The organism is Providencia sp. PROV197 (assembly GCF_028479625.1).
Lineage (GTDB): Bacteria > Pseudomonadota > Gammaproteobacteria > Enterobacterales > Enterobacteriaceae > Providencia > Providencia vermicola.
The window spans coordinates 109,034-127,887 of record NZ_JAMPNZ010000008.1; the positions used below are offsets into that span (position 1 = coordinate 109,034).

An 18,854-nucleotide genomic window follows, 5' to 3' on the forward strand; every position below is an offset into this window, starting at 1 on the left:
CAACGGCAGGGAAACACGAAAAATAACTTTTGCCAACCGCTTCGCAAAACTACTGTATTAAAACCCATTATACATAAAAATTGGGAAGCCTTTTGCAAAACACCAACTCAGAGGCAGAAAAAATCGCTTTTAACTTGTTTGCAACACTCATCCAGTTATACTTTGGGTTCTTATTTCTACGCAGGCTATAAAAAATGAAAAAGGTTGTTATCGCACTTTGCGCATTATGCGCTTTTGGTTCCGTAGGCGGCATCGTCCTTGCAGGGATGAATATCTACACTCGCTCCACAACCCCGATAGAACAGGGGCAACCACAATCACCATCATTACTGCCTGCACCAAACCAAGTTCAATAGTATAAAGTGGTTTATCAACCCAGGACGGAGATAACTTATGTACAACGATTATTTTGTAACCCCTCAATGGCTTAATACACACCTATCTGATGGCAATATCATTGTACTTGATGCTTCATCTCCACCACCAACTGCCCCTTATGATTGCCGACAGCACTATTTAGAAGAGCATATTCCAAACGCGCAATTTTTCCACCAAGATGAAATCGCCGATAAAACTTGCGACCTACCGCATATGCTGCCAAGTTCAGAAGTCTTTAGCCAAGCAGTTGGTTCAATGGGAATTGATAATGACACTCAAGTTATTATTTATTCACAGAATAATTTATTTTCATCACCACGCGCTTGGTGGACATTTACAACAATGGGATGCAAAAACGTAAAAATCCTTGCTGGAGGCATCGAAGCTTGGAAAGCTGAAGGCTTTGCAACACAATCGGGTGAAGTGACACCTCCTACACGCAAGCAATTTAAAGCATCCCGTAAAGATACAAACGCGTTAAACCAACAGCAAGTTCTTGATGTTGTTAACGAAGGTCAAATACAAATTATTGATGCTCGAGCAGCCCCCCGCTTCTTAGCACAGGCACCAGAACCTCGCCCAGGTTTACGCATGGGGCACATTCCAGGAAGTAAAAATGTTCCATGGGACTTGTTAGTTGCGAATGGCGAGTTTAAATCCCCTGAAGACCTAAAAGCTATCTTTGCAGAGCAAGGCGTAGACATTCAAGCTCCATCAATAACTACTTGTGGCTCAGGAATGACAGCCGCTGTCGTTCTTATGGCGTTAACACTATTAGGTAACGATAATATACGTCTATATGACGGCTCATGGGCAGAATGGGGCCAAGATAATGGCTTACCAATAGAACCTTGATTTTTTAGCTTATATAATAAATAAGCCACTCATACTTAAGTGGCTTATTTAAGAAAGTTTTTTGGTCTATAAGGACTATTTTGCAAATATCCCTGCTAAAAATAGCACAACAATGGCACCAATCACCGCAACGACAAAGCTACCAAAGTTAAAACCATCAACCTTACCTTTGCCAAAAAACGTGCTGATATAACCACCAACGACTGCCCCAACAATCCCTAGCACCGTCGTCATAATGAACCCCATATGATAAGTGCCAGGCATCAACCACTTAGCTAAAACACCAGCTATCAAACCAAAAATAATCCACGCAATCACGCCCATTTAAAGCCTCCCAAGACTAGGTTTTATTTAACAGTAGCTAAAAAAGCATGCAATCATAGGCATTAGATATACCTACCATATAGTTTAAGTAAAGACCTTATAAGCGAAATTCGCAAATAAAAATAGTAACTAAACAGGATTGTTTACAATTAATGGTTAACAACTCGCATAATTACCGCTGCAATTTGTTCTGCATTTTTCAACGCCCTAACCTGTGAAAATAATTCATCGGCTTCTTGGTATTCTTTGCGTAAGTAACCCAACCATTGTTTAATCCGAGCAGCATGGTAATGACCTGTATCACCTAACTTTTCGAGTTCCGTGTATTTCAGTAGTAGAGATTCAACCTGCTCCCAAGGCATCTTAATTTCATTATATTTAATGACACGGCTAAGGTTTGGGGTATTAAGTGCACCTCGGCCAATCATAACAGCATCGCAGCCTGTTACTTCAAGACAACGCTGAGCACTGTCATAATCCCAGATTTCACCATTCGCTATTACTGGAATTGATAATCGATGGCGAATTTCACCAATAGCTTGCCAGTTAATACGCTCGGCTTTATACCCATCTTCTTTTGTACGTCCATGAATCGTTAGTTCTGTTGCCCCAGCTTGTTGAACAGCATCCGCAATTTCATGAGCGAATGAAATACTATCCCAACCTAAACGCACTTTAACTGACACTGGGAGTTCTTTTGGTACAGCTTCACGCATCGCTTTTGCTGCCTGGTAAATTAAATCTGGCTGCTTTAATAACGTTGCACCACCACCGTGACCATTAACTGTTTTTGAAGGACAACCACAATTTAAATCAACCCCCCATGACCCTAATTCAATGGCTCGATAAGCATTTTCAGCTAACCATTGTGGGTGCTGGCCAAGTATTTGAACGCGCACAAGGGTTCCCGATAATGTTCGACTTTGATATTTGAGTTCAGGGCATAAACGATAAAATGTTTTTGCTGGTAATAACGTATCAACAACTCGCACAAATTCACTGATGCAAAGGTCATAATCATTGACCGCAGTTAATAAAGAGCGAACAAGGGGGTCTAAAACTCCTTCCATAGGAGCTAATAAAACACGCATAAATGGCTCACAAAAACAACAAAGGTAAAAATCAATTTTTACAGGCCATATTGGCCATGGGATAGCTCAATATGTTCACATGGAAAATAAAGGCACGAATTTGAGCTGACTATAATACATTTTCTTGGCTAAATAAGTATAAAAATGAGCATGCTTTGCAATGACAAAAAAACACCTCAATAAGTATAACTTACTGAGGTGTTTTTCATTCAAAATATGAACAATTAAACGATAGTAAAACAACCATCGATTATTAAATCAGCACCAGAGGTATAACTTGCAGCGTCAGATAATAAATAAATGACAGCACCAGCAAGCTCTTCAGGTGTCCCCATTCGTTTAAATGGGATCATTTTAACCCATTCATCCTGCCAATCTTGTCTTACCGTCGCCGTCATTTCAGTTCGAATATAGCCAGGGCTAATTGAATTAACGCGAATACCAAGCTGGCTCCATTCAACTGCTAAAGATTTGGTTAAATGCACGACAGCCGCTTTTGATGCATTATAGGACGCTTGCTCTTGTGGAATATTCACGATAGTCCCAGACATCGATGCTGTGTTCACAATACTACCTGGTTTATCATTTTTAATCAGATAACGAGCAAATGCTTGAGCAACAAAGAAAACACCATTTAAATTAACATCAACAATTTTACGCCACTCGTCAGGGGCGCAATCAACTGCCGGTTTATGCAAGCAAATCCCTGCATTATTAAATAATAAATCTAAGGTACCAAAATCAATTCCAACGGACTCAATGCACGCCTTCACATTTTCAGGGTCTACCACATTGCAGCGGTAGGCTTTTGCTTTGATATGATAATTTTTTTCTAATTGCTCAGCGATATCACTGGCATCAACAAGATCAAAAATAGCAATATCTGCACCTGCATTCGCTAAATATTGTGCAACAACTTTTCCAATACCTTGCTTACCACCAGTGACAATGGCAACTTTCCCCTTTAAAGAAAAAATATCACTACTCATAATCGCACTCTCCACAATGGATAATTATTTGCTTGTTTTTTTACAGGAAATAAGCTCTATTTATTAGCTCACTATCTATTGTTCTTACAATTTTACTTTTGATTTAATACTTTCCAGCATCACAGCAATAATAATAATGATGCCCTTAACCACTTGTTGGTTATAACCAGAGATATTCATCAGGTTCATCAAATTAGAAATAATACTTAAAATTAAAACGCCAATAATCGTGTTAATAACAGTGCCTCGACCACCCGCTAAACTTGCACCACCCACAACTACCGCTGCAATAACATCTAATTCAAAACCAACCGCTAATACTGGAGAACCAACACCTGTTCTTGTTGTGGCTAAAATTCCTGCAATCCCACAGGCTAACCCACTTAGTGCATAAACAGCTAACTTGTAATAATTAACTCGAATACCTGCAAAGCGTGTTGCCGTTTCATTTGAACCAATTGAAACCACTAAACGACCAAATACCGTATGCTTATATAAAAATTGAGCTAGTAAAATAAAGATACCAAATACGTAAACAGGTAAAGGAATCCCAAATAAATAACCAGTACCAAATTCGATTAATGCAGGGTCATCAATAAATACAGGCTGTCCTTTTGATATTATCAACCCTAAGCCCCGAGCAATTGTCATCATTGCTAATGTGGCAATAAATGGTGCGATATTAAACCAGGTCACTAAAATACCTGCAAAAGCACCAATAATGGTTGCCATAATAATACCAACGGCTAATGCGGGCCATAGACCAATATCAGGGATCATTAATGCAACAACCACAGAAACTAAGGCCATAATTGCACCAACGGATAGATCAATTCCCCCTGTTAAAATAACAAATAGCATACCTAGTGTAGCTAGCCCGAGAGGAACGCTTTGCCTTAATACGTTAGTAATATTATCGGCACTATAAAACCGATCTGATAAAAAACCCGCAACAACGAGCATGATAATAAAAACAAGTAGTGTTGAATTCTCGCCGATCAACTTTGCTATTTTTCTTAATAAAGATGGTTGATTGTTCGATTTATTTTCCACACTCAAATTTGAGTTTTCTAGTGTTTCCATGGTGTATCCTTTTTATTTTTATCTGTAACTTAGATTACAGCGCTACATTTAAAAATGAGTTAATTTGCCATTGCAGCTGTTTTTTCATGTTTGACAATAGCGTGACGCATGATATTTTCTTCTGATAGTTCATTTTCTTGTAACTCAGCGGTAATTCGCCCTTCACTCATAACGTAAACACGATGAGAAAGCGAAATGACTTCAATCATTTCCGATGAAATAACAATTACTGAAAAATCTTTTTGCGCTAATTCATTAATTAAGTGATAAATTTCAACTTTAGCGCCAACATCAACACCTCGAGTGGGTTCATCTAAGATTAATACATCACAGTTTGTATTTAGCCATTTGGCAATAACGACTTTTTGTTGGTTCCCACCACTTAAACTCGAAATTGGGTCATCCATATTGTTAAATTTAATTTTTAACTTATCTTTAAAGATGCTCGCTAATGCCCGTTCTTTACTAACCCGAATAACACCTTTTAATTGGCAAATAGAGCGTAACTTTGTCAAACTAATGTTTTCACGAATAGGTCTAGATAAAATTGCGCCTTGAATTTTTCTATCTTCTGGAACTAATCCAATACCTTTGCTCATTGCATCACTTGGGTGGTGAATAATAATTTCTTTATTATCTTTAATGATTCTACCCGACATTATTTTATCGATGCCAAATAAGCATCTTGCAATTTCCGTGCGTCCTGAGCCGACGAGCCCAGCTAGGCCTACAATTTCACCTTTTTTAACATAAAGATTAATATTATTAAGTAAGCTTTTAGTGGATAAATTTTCAACCTGCAAAGCAATCTCATTACTTGGCGTATTTTTAACTGGGTATAGATTTTCAAAACTTCGCCCCACCATACCTGTAATAATATCGTCCTCTGTACACGTTTTAGGATCCAGTTCTTTCGTCGTTTCCCCATCTTTAATAACCGTAATTGCATCCCCAATTCTAAATATTTCTTCTAACCGATGGGAAATATATAAAATAGTGACACCTTGTGCCTTTAAAAATTTCAATTGGCTAAATAAAATATTAATTTCACGCTCAGATAATACAGCTGAAGGCTCATCTAAGATTAAAATATTAACATCTCGAGCCAATGACTTCGCTATTTCAACCATTTGTTGATATGCAACACTCAGTGTTTTAGCCTTAACGGTGGGATCAATATCAAAACCTAAATTTTTTAAAACATGACTAGCACGTTTATTTAATAATTTTCGGTTTATAGTCGCTTTCCCAAAACCAAGGTCCCCCAGAAAAATATTTTCGGCGACAGTTAGCTCAGGTGAAATAGCAAGTTCTTGGTAAATAATACCAATTTTATGTTGTCTGCTTTGCTTTGGTGTCGTGAAGTTCACTTCTTCACCATTAATAAAAACTTGCCCACTATCTTTTGTATATATGCCAGATAGAATTTTCATTAATGTTGATTTTCCGGCTCCATTCTCACCTACAATTGCATGTATATCACCCCGCTTAACTTTAAGGTTAATATCTTTTAAGGCATGAACCCCACCAAAACTTTTTTTCACACCCTTTGTCACAATTGCATATTCTTCCATCATAAATACCTTTTGCTTTATTAACTATGATAGATTTTTAGAGGTGCGGTATTCTATTACCGCACCTCACGCACTTAATTAATACAGTGCTTTTTCATCATAATATTTCTTAACATTATCTTTATTAATGACAACTGGCGTGATGTAAGAATAATCAGGGAATTCTGTTTGGCCTGCTTTATGCTTAGCAATAACATCGATAACAGCAGATGTTAGTGTATCTGGGTTATTTGAAGATGTTGCTTGCAATTCACCACGTGAAATCGCTTCAAGTGCTTTTTTATATCCATCATTCGAGAAAATTTTCACGTTATCTAATTTGTTTGCGGCTTTCAAAGATAAAACTGCACCTAAGACCATTTCATCAGATTCGGTATAAACGCAGTTAATTTTATCTCCCTGTGCAACGAGCAAATCTTCCATCGCTTTAAGACCACCTTGCTGGTCCCAATTTCCCCAACCTTGGCTTAACACTGTTAGATTTGTTTGGTTATATTTTCTAAGTTGCGCTTCCATCACACCACGAACAAAGTTTGCTCGACGAGCTTCACCGACTAAATTACCTTGATTCCCACTGATAAAGACACAGTTCATTGGATTTTTACCAAATAAATCAACTGCATACTCTCCCATTAAGACATTATTTTTTCCGTTATCAGCCTGAACACGTGTTATGACAGGAGCACTTAGTGGAATATCACTGTCTAAAATAATGGTTGGAATACCTTTATTTTTTGCCATATTCGTAATGCGAATACCTGCTTCTGGATCTTGTGGATTTAAAACTAAATAATTAATTCCTTGAGATAACATATCCTCTACATCTGAGATTTGCTTATTTAAATCCCCGCGTGCATCTGTCGTGATTATTTCATAACCTTTTTCTTTAGCATGCTTTTGCATGTATTGATCAAGCCCATTAAAAAATGCGCCATTTAATGTTCTATTCGCAAAACCAATTTTTATTTTATCTTCAGCATTAGCTAAACCTGTTGAAAATGCAGAGACAACAATAGTACAAAGCAATAATTTATTAATAGCTTTCATTATATTTACCTTATATGTAGGGATGGTGCTTTCTATTATTTTGATAACTATGTAACTAAATTTTCCTAATGCCTTTATTATTAAATTTAATTGATTAAATAGACTGAGCGAGTAACCTTTCTTCTACTTCAGATAAATCAGGTAACGTGCCAGCCCCTAGCTTTTCAACACTCACAGCCGCATAGGCAGATGCAAAACGGGTCGCAAAACGGATTGAATCTCCCATTGCTAACCTCGCCGCTAACGCACCATTAAATGCATCTCCAGCACCAGTCGTATCAATAGGTTGTGAAGGGAAACACGGAATAATCATTTTCCCTTCATCATCAGATAACAATGCGCCAAGCGAACCCATTGTGATAATGACGTTTTTACATCCTTTAGCGTGGATTAAGTCAGCAGCTTGGCTCGCACTTTCATAGTCTTCCACTTTGCACCCTGTAATTAGCCATGCCTCTGTTGAATTAGGTGTAATTAAATCAACCTGTTGTAACATCTCACTCGTCACTGGCTGCCAAGGCGCTGGGTTTAAAATGACAAAAGCATTATTCGCCTTGCCAATAGCAATCACGCGCTCAATAGCTTGTAAATTATTTTCTAATTGCACTAATACAACATCAGCACAAGAAATTGTTGGCTCACATTGTGTGATTTCATCGTCTGTCACTGTCATATTTGCGCCGGGGTCAACGGCTATCATATTTTCAGCATCACCATCACGTTCAGCGACATAAACGAGTGAATTTCCAGTTGAAATTTCATTCGTTACCAATAAGGTAACGGCATTAAAACCAACTGACTTTAGATGCCTACGTGCATATTGCCCAAAAGCGTCCTCACCTATTTTTCCGATATAATGGACATTTGCACCTGATTTTAAAGCCGCCGTTGCTTGGTTTGCTCCTTTTCCACCTGCACTTGTCATACTGCTGTTTGCGACAAGTGATTCACCTGGAAATGGGAAACGAGATACTCTGGCAACCATATCAAAGTTAAACGAGCCAAATACACATACTTTTCCTGCCATAATTAATCCTTAAAACTAAGCATAATTCAGTGAGGTGAGAATATCTTCTTGCATCGTTTGCCACGTTTCAGATAGCGGAATACCTTTTTTAAATAACCCACTACTTCCCATAATTAAAACTTGCCCACCTGCTTTTAATAAGGCTTTATACGTATTTTTATTACAAGAACCATCAACCTCAATTAAGAATGAATAATTCCCTTTTGCTTTTTTCTGATTCAAAGCATAGATTTTTTCTACCATTTCGGGAATAAACGCTTGCCCTGCATAACCTGGATCAACCGTCATCACAGTTACTTTATCAATTAAATGAATATAAGGATTTAACACCTCAATACTTGTCGCAGGATTTAAAACAATCCCAACTTTTTTGCCCTTATTACGAATATGACTAATCACTCTAAATGCATATGAACTTATAATTTCCGCATGCAAAGAAATACTGTCAGTTCCAACAGAAATTAAATCATCAATAAAATCCATTGGGTGTTCTACCATGAGGTGAACATCAATGGGTAGCTGTGTGTAGGGTTTGATTTGTCGAATAAAATCAACTGACAATGCCAAGTTTTTGACATAATGCCCATCCATTATATCCACATGCAGCATATCCGCATTATCATTTAAAAATGATAATTGCTCAGATACTTTCATCATATCGATACACATTAAAGACGGTGAAATTAAGTATTTCATCTTTTCATCCTAATAAATATTTTATTTAATACAATGCTGCCTCTGACATATATAAATTCAGAGTTTTATTATTTAATTATAAGTTTAATTAATCGTAATAACTTTAACGTTATGCCACGTCATTTCTTTTTGGAATAATGGGTCATCAAATTTTTCAGTAATTAATAGATCAATATCACCAAATCCACAAACTCGAGCTGTTCCTATCTTTCCAAACTTACTTTGGTCAACTAATAAAATAATTCGACGCGATATTAAAAACATTTGCCTAAGGAGTGCTGCATGAGCTTCACTATCCGCATAAATGCCTCTGTCTCTATCAATTCCTTGACAGGAAAAAAATAGTGTATCGACATTCTGTTCATTAATTTGTTTGATTGTCGTTTCACCAAAAAAAGCTTCTTCTGCAACAGAAAATTCCCCACCTAACCCGACGACACGCGTCGATGTCCGCGGCATCAGCGTTTGAATAATCGCAACAGAAGGCGTTACAACTGTTAATTCAAACTCAGGAAGTTGCCTAGCTAAGAACCAACTGCTGCTGCTACCATCTAATAAAATAATTTGCTGTGGTTGAATAAAATCCAACGCAACTTTCGCCATGCGTGTTTTATTTTCTATATTTAACGCCGTTCGAACTCGAAATGCGCCTTGTTTTACTGAAGGTGGCATTTCTTGAGGTGCATAATAGGGTATCAACGACGTTTTTAGCTTATTTGATAACAACGCCCCACCATGGCTTCGATTCACCATTCCTTGATGTTCAAGGTCTGTTAAATCTCGCCGCACCGTCTCCCGAGATACCTGTAGACGCTCGGCCAAATCATTAACACGCATTGCACCATGTTCTTGAATGAGGGCAACAATAGCATTATGTCTTTCGAGTTGTAGCATATTTGTCCCCTTTCAATATGGTGATGAGTATAGCCGTATCAATTCATGATTACTGAGCCGTTTTTCTCATAACGTTAGGATCAGGGGAAAAAGCCATTTTCTGTGATTTTTCTCTCAGAAAACACAAATTCCCCCTAACTTAGCGATGCTGTATCGCTTAATAGTTTGCATATCGGTCAAATACGGGCAAATACAAAGAAAAATACAAAAGCCCGTATTTACCCGCATAAACCCGTTTATGCCCGTTTTGATAATTCACTGATGAAATTAATTTGTTTTATTAAAATTTGAAAGGGATTTTGTGAAAATATTGTTATCTTATGCTGTACATCTCAATTTGATGATCACTGAGATAGTATCGTGCTGAAATTAATATTAAGCTGGGAAGATTGGCATCAATCAAATGATTGGTTTAAACAATAGAATAAAAGGTGAATTTTAAGGGAATAAAGCCAAGCCTTACTCCCTTAAAATTTAGTGCACTCATTATGTTACTAATAGCCACATCATTTTTTGATGTAACTAGCTATCCTTACGCCCTTGACTCACTTTTTTCTGGGCACTTTTCCACGGTGATGTAGATGCTGAACCTCTGTTACCACCGGCTTTCGCAGCTGGTGAATGACTACGACGTGGAGACTTAGTATTGTTGCCATGGTTTCTATCACCAGAGCGGCGTTCATTGCGCTGTGGTGTTTTTTGAATCGGCTCTGCTTTAATAGATGGATCGGGTTCATAACCGTCAATCGCCATCAATGGGATCGATTTTTTCAGCAGTTTTTCAATATCTTTAAGCAGTTTAGCCTCATCAATACACACTAATGATACCGCCATACCAGTTGCATCTGCGCGGCCAGTGCGGCCGATACGGTGCACATAGTCTTCGGCAACATTTGGTAATTCAAAGTTCACCACATAAGGCAGCTGCTCAATATCGAGGCCGCGAGCAGCAATATCAGTTGCCACTAAAACACGGATATCCCCTGATTTAAAGTCCGCTAAAGCGCGTGTTCGTGCACCTTGGCTCTTATTACCATGGATAGCCGCCGCTTTAATACCATCTTTATTCAAATGTTCAGCTAAACGGTTTGCTCCGTGTTTTGTTCTTGTAAAAACAAGAACTTGCTGCCAGTCATCACGACCAATCATAAATGACAGTAACTCAGCTTTACGCTTTTTATCCACTAAATGAACGTATTGCGTTATTTGCTCAGATGCTGAATTTCGAGGGGCAACTTCAATAGTTACGGGATTATTCAGTAACTTGTTTGCTAGCTGTTTAATGTCATCCGAAAATGTTGCTGAAAACAATAAATTTTGGCGTTTTTTCGGTAATTTATTGATAACACGGCGAATATCGTGAATAAAGCCCATATCCAACATGCGGTCAGCTTCATCCAATACAAACACTTCGACCTGAGAAAGATCAACCGCATTTTGGTGCTCTAAATCCAATAAACGGCCTGGCGTAGCAATTAAAATATCTACCCCACCACGCAATTTCATCATCTGCGGATTGATACTCACACCACCAAAAACAACAAATGAACGAATACGCAAGTGACGGCTATATTCTTTTACATTTTCAGCAACTTGAGCCGCAAGCTCCCTCGTTGGCGTCAAAATGAGTGCACGGATTGGTCGACGATTATTACCGCGAGGGTTAGAAACCAGCTTTTGTAAAATAGGCAGTGTAAAGCCTGCTGTTTTACCTGTTCCAGTTTGTGCACTCGCAAGAAGGTCGTTTCCTGCAAGCACTGCGGGGATAGCTTGTTGTTGAATAGGCGTTGGACTTTCATAGCCTAACTCATTAATGGCAAGCAAAATTTCCTCGTTTAACGCGAGGTCTGAAAAAGTTGTCAAATTAAATTACTCCGAGCTTCACCGCTTCAAATTGATTGTGGCAGTTCTGGGGGAAGTGAGTCAGAAGAAAAAAGCGCAAACTGCCGTGCGACATTGCAAAATTCTAACATTATTTGATGGTGATAAATATATTAATTTAGTTTGGGTAATAAATTAATATAAAATTCCCTCTATATAGTATATATACTTATACAACACTATGAGTTGTCGTTTATGACCCCTTTTAAACATAAAGAGCCACTTAGAGCTTATAAAGTATGATTTAATTCTGATTTAAAGGAATGTTTATGAATATAAATTCGTCACCAACCTTGCGGGGAGAAAACGCAAAGTTACAACTACTACTTACAGCTGCGGATGTTTATGGAGAACAAGGGCTTGATGGGGCAACCACCCGCAAGATTGCGCAAGCATCAGGGCAAAATATCGCCGCAATTTCCTACTATTTTGGCTCTAAAGAAGGGCTTTATTTAGCTGTCGCGAAGATGATTGCAAAAAATATTAAAGACAGTTTCCATGATGTATTTCTTGCCATTGATCGCTTTTTAAATCAATCCGCTAATGAAAAAACGCCCCAAGAAGCACTCGATTTGTTACAAAAAACAGTGGTAACGTATAATTACTTTCAGCTTGAAAAGAAAAACTTAAGTTTTTCTCGTATTTTAGCGCGAGAACAACTTAACCCCACCGAAGCTTATACCATTATTCATGAGCAAGCTTTAGGCCCTATCCATTCTCGTTTAAACCGCTTAATTGCTGTTTATATCGGGGCTGACCCCAATCACCTCACAACACTTATTCATACCCACGCCATTTTAGGTGAAACGTTGTCATTTCGTATCGCTCGTGAAACCTTATTACGCCAAACGGGGTGGAAACATATCAATGAAAATGAATTTAAAATTATTAATCAAGTTCTTATTGAACACACAAATATATTATTAGCGGGATTACGTCATCGCAAACAAATTGAAAAGTGATATGATTAATTGATTAAAGTGGAATCATTTCTTGTCGATTAACTAGGGTGAACGATGAACAATAAAAGCCGTTCTATTTTTGTTTTTATTATTGTTATATTAATCGGTGCTGCAGTTTCTGGTTATTATTACTATCAATCTCAACAAGATAAAACATTAACGTTATATGGCAATGTTGATGTACGAACGGTTAACTTAAGTTTCAGAGTACCTGGCAAGCTCGTGTCCTTAACTGTTGATGAGGGCGCGCGCATTGCGATCGGTGATAAACTTGGTCAATTAGATGATGCGCCTTACATTAATGCTTTAAATAAAGCTAAAGGTGTGCGAGAAAGCGCCAAAGCCCAATTAATGCTAAAAGAAAGTGGCTACCGCACCCAAGAAATTGCCCAAGTTGAAGCGGAAGTTGCGCAAAAACAAGCAGCTTGGCAATATGCAGATAATTTCTATAAGCGCCAACAAGGGCTCGCTGCGTCTCGCGTTATTTCAGCCAATGATTTAGATAATGCCAAAAATAATCGTAATCAAGCCTTTGCCGCACTTAAAGCTGCGCAAGACAAACTGAATCAATACCAAAGTGGGTTTCGCCAAGAAGAAATTGCGGCGGCTAGAGGGGAATGGTTACAAGCAGAAGCTGCTGTTGCTCAGGCTGAGCTAGATTTACAAGACACCGTGCTAATTGCCCCATCCAATGGCACTATTTTAACCCGCGCCATTGAACCTGGCACTAATGTTGGTGCAGGAAACAGTATTTTTAGTGTTACCCTCACTCACCCAGTTTGGGTACGCGCTTATATCAGTGAACCACACCTTGGCAACGCTGTTCCTGGATCGCAAGTTACCCTCTATACAGATAGCCGCCCTAATCAACCATACCATGGCACAATTGGCTTTGTTTCTCCAACGGCTGAATTTACGCCTAAAAGTGTACAAACACCTGATTTAAGAACCGATTTGGTTTATCGTTTACGTATTATTGTTGATGATGCAGATGATGCTTTACGCCAAGGCATGCCTGTCACCATTTACTTTGCAAATAACAAGAAGTAAAAAATAGTCATGAGTGATGATTACAGCATCAGTCTTAAAGGCGTCGAAAAAAGCTTTAACGGCTTAGATTCTCCTGCAGTTGAAAGTCTCACAATGGATATCAACGGTGGGTCTGTCACAGGGTTAGTTGGCCCTGATGGCGCAGGAAAAACGACATTAATGCGTATGCTCGCAGGACTACTCAAACCTGATGCTGGGCATATTCGTGTGATGGGGTTAGACCCTATTCAAGACAGTATTGCAGTGCGTGCAAACCTCGGCTATATGCCTCAAAAGTTTGGTTTGTATGAGGATTTAACGGTTCAAGAGAATTTGGACTTATACGCAGATTTGCGCAGTGTTATTGGCGAAGAGCGCGAAAAAACCTATCAACAGTTGCTGTCATTCACTAACCTTGCTCCTTTTACGCAACGCCTTGCAGGCAAACTTTCAGGTGGAATGAAACAAAAGCTAGGTTTAGCCTGTACACTGCTTGGTAAGCCAAAAGTGTTATTATTGGATGAGCCAGGCGTTGGCGTTGACCCTATTGCGAGGCGTGAACTTTGGCAGATGGTTCACACCCTTGCCGATGATGGAATGTTAATATTATGGAGCACTTCATATCTTGATGAAGCCCAACAATGTAAAGAGGTACTGCTTCTTAATAAAGGGCAATTACTCTATTCTGGCAAACCTGAATTATTAACACAAAAAATGGCGGGGCGCTCCTATTTACTTGAGGTTCCAGCTGCACAAAAGCGCACTGTATTACAAAATGCATTAGTGCTTCCTGAAACGACAGATGGCGTTATCCAAGGCCGCTATGTTCGCTTGATTCTAAAGCCTGGCGCATCTCAAGAAAGTCTGTTAAGTGCGCTCAATATGCAAGAAAACAAGCTAATTGCCGCACAACCTCGATTTGAAGATGCGTTCATTGACCTTCTTGGCGGCGGCCCTTCTCACCGTTCAGAGTTAGCCGCCATTGTGCCACAAATTTCACCAAACCCTCAGGAAACGGTGATTGAAGCGCGTAATCTCACCAAAAAATTTGGGGATTTTGCAGCGACAGATCACGTCAATTTTCAAGTCAAACGCGGTGAAATTTTTGGGCTGTTAGGCCCCAATGGCGCAGGAAAATCGACAACCTTTAAAATGATGTGCGCCCTGATGAAGCCCACTGAGGGACATGCTTTAGTGCTGGGTATGGATTTAAAAACCAGCTCAAATAAAGCCAGGCAGCACCTTGGTTATATGGCGCAGAAATTTTCCCTCTATGGGAATCTAAAAGTGGGGCAAAACCTAAAGTTTTTTTCGGGAGTTTATGGATTACATCATAAAAAACAGTCGGCTAAGATCCAAGAAATGGTGGATGCCTTTAGCTTCAAGCCAATTATCAATCAAATTACAGACTCCCTTCCTTTGGGTTATAAACAGCGCCTTGCCCTTGCCTGCTCACTCATGCATGAGCCCGATATTTTATTTTTGGATGAACCCACTTCAGGCGTCGACCCATTAACTCGTCGTGAATTTTGGCTACATATCAATGGGATGGTGGATAAAGGCGTGACCGTGATGGTCACCACACATTTTATGGATGAAGCAGAATATTGCGACCGAATAGGGCTTGTTTACCATGGTAAAATTATCGCAGCTGGCACACCTGACGAGCTAAAACAACAAGTTGCTACTCGTGATAACCCAGACCCCTCCATGGAAGATGCATTTATCGAACTTATAATGAATTACGACAAACAACAGGAGGCTAAATGAATCATGCCGCCTCTTCTTTTTCATGGCGTCGGCTAAAAGCCTTGTGCTGGAAAGAAACCAAGCAAATAGTACGCGACCCCAGTAGTGCTCTAATTGCAGTACTTATCCCATTGATGCTGCTATTTATTTTTGGTTACGGCATTAACTTAGACTCAAGTAAATTGCGTCTTGGCATTTTAATGGAGCAACAAAGCCAGCCTGCACGAGAGCTCGTTGATACCTTTACGGGCTCTCCTTTTGTTGGCGCCACTATCAGTGATAACCGAAAAGCGTTAATCGACAAAATGCAAGCAGGTGAAATTCGTGGAATTATCGTGATCCCAGTGAATTTTTCAGCACAATTGCTGCAACCTGAAGGACATGCAGCGATACAAATTATTACCGATGGGAGCGAACCAAACACCGCAAACTTTGTTCAAGCCTACACCAAAGGTGTCTGGCAAATATGGCAGCAGCAACAAAGTGAAAACCGGGCAAACACAGTTTCGCCATTAATCGAGCTCAATATGCGTTACTGGTTTAATGAGGCAGCAATAAGCCAACATTTTATTATTCCAGGAGCAATTAGCATTATTATCACTGTGGTTGGCGCAATTTTAACATCACTGGTTATTGCCAGGGAGTGGGAACGCGGCACAATGGAAGCCTTACTTTCAACCCAAATCACTCGCACTGAATTATTACTCTCAAAATTATTACCTTACCAAGTTCTTGGCTCTTTTGTAATGGTACTTTGCATGCTCGTTACAACCTTTGTTCTGGGCGTACCATACCGCGGGTCATTATTGGTGCTGTTTGTTATCACGAGCCTATATCTTGCTACGGCCCTTGGCATGGGGCTATTAATATCCACCATTACCCGCAACCAATTTAATGCAGCAATGGTAGCATTAAATGCCGCATTTTTACCTGCAATTATGCTGTCTGGATTTATTTTTGAAATTGATAGCATGCCAGCCATCATTCAGTGGGTAACTTATTTTATCCCCGCACGTTACTTTGTCAGCAGCTTGCAAACGTTGTTCCTTGCAGGGGATATTTACTGGGTGTTACTGATCGATTTCTTATTATTGGTTGCATCAGCAATCTTATTTATTGGCCTAACGGCGCTGAAAACTCGCCGTCGACTGGATTGAGGTGCACTATGCTTTATCGCTTATACACCTTAGTTATGAAAGAGTTACAATCATTATTACAAGAGCCACAAACTCGAATTATTTTGATTTTACCTGTGATTTTCCAAATGATTTTGTTCCCACTTGCGGCAACGCTAGAAGTCACAAATACCACCATTGCAATTTTTGACCAAGATGGCGGCAAACATTCTGTTGAACTTACCCAGCGGTTAGCCAAAGCCAGTGCATTTTCCCATGTGTTGCTCGTCAAAAGTGAACATGAAGTTCGCGACACACTCGATAACCGTAAAGCACTGTTAGCCGTGCGTTTTAGCCAAAACTTTAGCGCAGATATCGCCTCACATACTCCTGCTAATATGCTGCTGTTACTTGATGGTCGCAACTCAAACAGTTCACAAATTGCGGCAAATTATGTCGAACAGATTGTGATGCAATATCAACAAGAGTTAACACAAAACCAAATCAAACCCAATAATAGTGAGTTGGTTATTCGTAATTGGTACAACCCAAACTTAGATTATAAGTGGTTTATTGTGCCCTCTTTGGTGGCGCTGATTACCACGATTGGCGTGCTGATTGTGACCTCCCTTTCCATTGCGCGAGAACGGGAGCAAGGGACGCTAGATCAACTCCTGGTTTCCCCATTAACAACATGGCAGATTTTTATTGGTAAGGCTGTGCCTGCATTAATTGTGGCGACAGCCCAAGCAAGCCTTGTGTTAGTTATCGGGATTTTTTGTTATCAGATTCCATTTGCAGGTTCACTGCTGCTGTTCTACGCCACTATGATATTTTATGGTCTATCGCTAGTGGGTTTTGGCTTGTTAATTTCAGCGCTGTGCTCAACGCAGCAACAAGCCTTCATTGGGGTGTTTGTCTTTATGATGCCTGCCGTACTGCTTTCTGGTTATATATCCCCAGTCGAGAACATGCCCGTTTGGCTACAAGATATCACTTGGGTTAACCCAATTCGTCATTTCACTGAAATCACTAAACAAATCTACCTTAAAGACGCAGATTTTTCAGTGGTTTTCCAAAGTTTATGGCCATTGCTGATTATTGCTATTATCACCAGTTCTGCGGCGTATTATCTCTTTAGAAAGAAAATTGCCTAATGCCATGATGAATATCTGTCGATTTGGCTGCCTAATTAAACTCAGGCTTGGCATTCAAATAATAAGAAAATTATATTTTTTAGTACGATTACTATGAAAAAACCCTTGCTACCGAAGTAACAAGGGTTTTGAATTTTATTCACTAAAACATTCTAGTGATGAATGTTTCACTCGCTGTTAGCGACGGTCACCGAAGATACGCAGTAACATTAGGAACAAGTTGATGAAGTCTAAGTACAGAGACAGCGCCCCCATAATGGAGTATTTACGCATTGTTTCTCTGTCATCTTCATTAATTTGAGCACCCATTTCTTTCAGCTTTTGAGTGTCATAAGCCGTTAACGCAGCAAACAGTAACACACCACCGTAAGTGATCACCCAGTACATCATTGAGCTTTGTAGCCAGATGTTAACTAAGGAAGCCACAACGATACCAATCAGCGCCATAAACAGGAAGTTACCCATTCCTGTTAAGCTACGCTTAGTGGTGTAGCCATAGAAGCTTAATGCACCAAACATGACCGCAGTGATAACAAAGGTACCTGCGACAGATTCACCAGTATACGCGGCAAGAATGACAGAAATAGTTAAGCCCGTTAACAATGAATAGAGCATAAACATGCCCGTCGCCATCATTCCGCTAATTCTTTGCAGTAAGAAGGAAATACCCATCACTAAACCCAGTTCAGCAATGATCATTCCGAAGAATAAAATTTTGTTAGTCGCAATGGTGTAATACAAGCCACTGCTGACTGAATACCAAGCTACAAATGCTGTCAACAGCAAACCGACGGTCATCCAACCATAGACTTGCGACATAAATGCCTGAACGCCAGTTTCGGCCCTCTGGACAAGAGAATCATTACGTTGATCAAACTGACCCATGATGGTTACCCTTTTGCTAAAATAAAAATCGACACAGTAAAAATACTGCAATCGGAGAAAATTAACCAAAGTCTAACACATTATTATGACATTACCATTCGGCAAATTCGTATTTTTC

Annotated in this window: 18 protein-coding genes; 7 read left to right on the forward strand and 11 right to left on the reverse strand. The window is 39.4% G+C overall.

What is annotated here, in order from left to right:
- Nucleotides 1–194: 194 nt before the first annotated feature.
- Nucleotides 195–356 carry a hypothetical protein gene (locus PR808_RS04735; RefSeq protein ID WP_206085360.1) on the forward strand — a complete coding sequence of 54 codons (162 nt, stop codon included), beginning with the start codon at nt 195–197 and terminating at the stop codon, nt 354–356.
- A gap of 37 nt (nt 357–393) precedes the next feature.
- Nucleotides 394–1,233 carry a 3-mercaptopyruvate sulfurtransferase gene (sseA, locus tag PR808_RS04740; protein WP_206085359.1) on the forward strand — a complete coding sequence of 280 codons (840 nt, stop codon included), beginning with the start codon at nt 394–396 and terminating at the stop codon, nt 1,231–1,233.
- A 75-nt stretch (nt 1,234–1,308) separates the two neighbouring features.
- Here the strand turns inward: sseA and PR808_RS04745 are convergent, their stop codons facing one another.
- From PR808_RS04745 to rhlE, 10 genes are all read right to left on the reverse strand, one after another.
- The gene (locus PR808_RS04745; protein ID WP_004256598.1) at nt 1,309–1,557 is read right to left on the reverse strand and encodes a GlsB/YeaQ/YmgE family stress response membrane protein; all 249 of its coding nucleotides are present in this window, start codon (nt 1,555–1,557) and stop codon (nt 1,309–1,311) included.
- 149 nt (nt 1,558–1,706) lie between these two features.
- Nucleotides 1,707–2,648 (reverse strand): tRNA dihydrouridine(16) synthase DusC, encoded by a 942-nt coding sequence (gene dusC / locus PR808_RS04750; RefSeq protein WP_206085358.1) that lies wholly within the window; start codon nt 2,646–2,648, stop codon nt 1,707–1,709.
- A gap of 224 nt (nt 2,649–2,872) precedes the next feature.
- Nucleotides 2,873–3,637, reverse strand: a complete 765-nt coding sequence (locus tag PR808_RS04755; RefSeq protein ID WP_272538817.1) for an SDR family oxidoreductase — start codon at nt 3,635–3,637, stop codon at nt 2,873–2,875.
- A gap of 84 nt (nt 3,638–3,721) precedes the next feature.
- On the reverse strand, nt 3,722–4,600 hold the full coding sequence (locus PR808_RS04760; RefSeq protein WP_375084316.1) for an ABC transporter permease: 879 nt from the start codon (nt 4,598–4,600) through the stop codon (nt 3,722–3,724).
- Nucleotides 4,601–4,779: 179 nt separating this feature from the next.
- A complete protein-coding gene (locus tag PR808_RS04765; protein WP_206085355.1) occupies nt 4,780–6,294 on the reverse strand; it encodes a sugar ABC transporter ATP-binding protein in 1,515 nt (504 codons plus the stop codon).
- A 78-nt stretch (nt 6,295–6,372) separates the two neighbouring features.
- Entirely contained in the window at nt 6,373–7,341 is a 969-nt protein-coding gene (locus PR808_RS04770) for a substrate-binding domain-containing protein (protein WP_206085354.1), read from the reverse strand.
- Nucleotides 7,342–7,435: 94 nt separating this feature from the next.
- Nucleotides 7,436–8,368, reverse strand: coding sequence for a ribokinase (locus PR808_RS04775; protein ID WP_206085353.1), 933 nt, complete (start codon nt 8,366–8,368; stop codon nt 7,436–7,438).
- A gap of 15 nt (nt 8,369–8,383) precedes the next feature.
- Nucleotides 8,384–9,064 (reverse strand): D-allulose 6-phosphate 3-epimerase, encoded by a 681-nt coding sequence (gene alsE / locus PR808_RS04780; RefSeq protein WP_272538819.1) that lies wholly within the window; start codon nt 9,062–9,064, stop codon nt 8,384–8,386.
- An 84-nt stretch (nt 9,065–9,148) separates the two neighbouring features.
- Complete coding sequence (locus tag PR808_RS04785; RefSeq protein ID WP_206085351.1) at nt 9,149–9,958, reverse strand: DeoR/GlpR family DNA-binding transcription regulator; 810 nt, start codon at nt 9,956–9,958, stop codon at nt 9,149–9,151.
- A gap of 522 nt (nt 9,959–10,480) precedes the next feature.
- A complete protein-coding gene (rhlE, locus tag PR808_RS04790; RefSeq protein WP_272538820.1) occupies nt 10,481–11,821 on the reverse strand; it encodes an ATP-dependent RNA helicase RhlE in 1,341 nt (446 codons plus the stop codon).
- Between the two features lie 281 nt (nt 11,822–12,102).
- On the opposite strand from rhlE, the gene cecR reads away from it, so the two are divergent.
- Genes cecR through PR808_RS04815 form a run of 5 tightly spaced genes read left to right on the forward strand, consistent with a single transcriptional unit; the run spans nt 12,103 to nt 17,851 of the window.
- The gene (cecR, locus tag PR808_RS04795) at nt 12,103–12,801 is read left to right on the forward strand and encodes a transcriptional regulator CecR (protein ID WP_206085349.1); all 699 of its coding nucleotides are present in this window, start codon (nt 12,103–12,105) and stop codon (nt 12,799–12,801) included.
- Nucleotides 12,802–12,855: 54 nt separating this feature from the next.
- Entirely contained in the window at nt 12,856–13,851 is a 996-nt protein-coding gene (hlyD, locus tag PR808_RS04800; protein ID WP_272538821.1) for a secretion protein HlyD, read from the forward strand.
- A 9-nt stretch (nt 13,852–13,860) separates the two neighbouring features.
- Nucleotides 13,861–15,600 (forward strand): ATP-binding cassette domain-containing protein, encoded by a 1,740-nt coding sequence (locus PR808_RS04805; RefSeq protein WP_272538822.1) that lies wholly within the window; start codon nt 13,861–13,863, stop codon nt 15,598–15,600.
- Entirely contained in the window at nt 15,597–16,736 is a 1,140-nt protein-coding gene (locus tag PR808_RS04810; protein ID WP_272538823.1) for an ABC transporter permease, read from the forward strand. The genes PR808_RS04805 and PR808_RS04810 overlap by 4 nt, the downstream gene beginning before the upstream one ends.
- 8 nt (nt 16,737–16,744) lie before the next feature.
- A complete protein-coding gene (locus PR808_RS04815; protein WP_272538824.1) occupies nt 16,745–17,851 on the forward strand; it encodes an ABC transporter permease in 1,107 nt (368 codons plus the stop codon).
- A 177-nt stretch (nt 17,852–18,028) separates the two neighbouring features.
- Here the strand turns inward: PR808_RS04815 and PR808_RS04820 are convergent, their stop codons facing one another.
- Nucleotides 18,029–18,736 (reverse strand): Bax inhibitor-1/YccA family protein, encoded by a 708-nt coding sequence (locus PR808_RS04820; protein ID WP_206085344.1) that lies wholly within the window; start codon nt 18,734–18,736, stop codon nt 18,029–18,031.
- Nucleotides 18,737–18,854: the final 118 nt, after the last annotated feature.

Coding starts and splice junctions, on each gene's coding strand:
- PR808_RS04735 (WP_206085360.1), top strand. CDS start 195: ATGAAAAAGGTTGTTATCGCACTTTGCGCATTATGCGCTTTTGGTTCC.
- PR808_RS04805 (WP_272538822.1), top strand. CDS start 13,861: ATGAGTGATGATTACAGCATCAGTCTTAAAGGCGTCGAAAAAAGCTTT.
- PR808_RS04745 (WP_004256598.1), bottom strand. CDS start 1,557: ATGGGCGTGATTGCGTGGATTATTTTTGGTTTGATAGCTGGTGTTTTA.
- PR808_RS04785 (WP_206085351.1), bottom strand. CDS start 9,958: ATGCTACAACTCGAAAGACATAATGCTATTGTTGCCCTCATTCAAGAA.
- PR808_RS04820 (WP_206085344.1), bottom strand. CDS start 18,736: ATGGGTCAGTTTGATCAACGTAATGATTCTCTTGTCCAGAGGGCCGAA.
- PR808_RS04810 (WP_272538823.1), top strand. CDS start 15,597: ATGAATCATGCCGCCTCTTCTTTTTCATGGCGTCGGCTAAAAGCCTTG.
- PR808_RS04765 (WP_206085355.1), bottom strand. CDS start 6,294: ATGGAAGAATATGCAATTGTGACAAAGGGTGTGAAAAAAAGTTTTGGT.
- PR808_RS04770 (WP_206085354.1), bottom strand. CDS start 7,341: ATGAAAGCTATTAATAAATTATTGCTTTGTACTATTGTTGTCTCTGCA.
- PR808_RS04815 (WP_272538824.1), top strand. CDS start 16,745: ATGCTTTATCGCTTATACACCTTAGTTATGAAAGAGTTACAATCATTA.
- PR808_RS04775 (WP_206085353.1), bottom strand. CDS start 8,368: ATGGCAGGAAAAGTATGTGTATTTGGCTCGTTTAACTTTGATATGGTT.
- sseA (WP_206085359.1), top strand. CDS start 394: ATGTACAACGATTATTTTGTAACCCCTCAATGGCTTAATACACACCTA.
- PR808_RS04760 (WP_375084316.1), bottom strand. CDS start 4,600: ATGCTCGTTGTTGCGGGTTTTTTATCAGATCGGTTTTATAGTGCCGAT.
- alsE (WP_272538819.1), bottom strand. CDS start 9,064: ATGAAATACTTAATTTCACCGTCTTTAATGTGTATCGATATGATGAAA.
- cecR (WP_206085349.1), top strand. CDS start 12,103: ATGTTTATGAATATAAATTCGTCACCAACCTTGCGGGGAGAAAACGCA.
- PR808_RS04755 (WP_272538817.1), bottom strand. CDS start 3,637: ATGAGTAGTGATATTTTTTCTTTAAAGGGGAAAGTTGCCATTGTCACT.
- dusC (WP_206085358.1), bottom strand. CDS start 2,648: ATGCGTGTTTTATTAGCTCCTATGGAAGGAGTTTTAGACCCCCTTGTT.
- hlyD (WP_272538821.1), top strand. CDS start 12,856: ATGAACAATAAAAGCCGTTCTATTTTTGTTTTTATTATTGTTATATTA.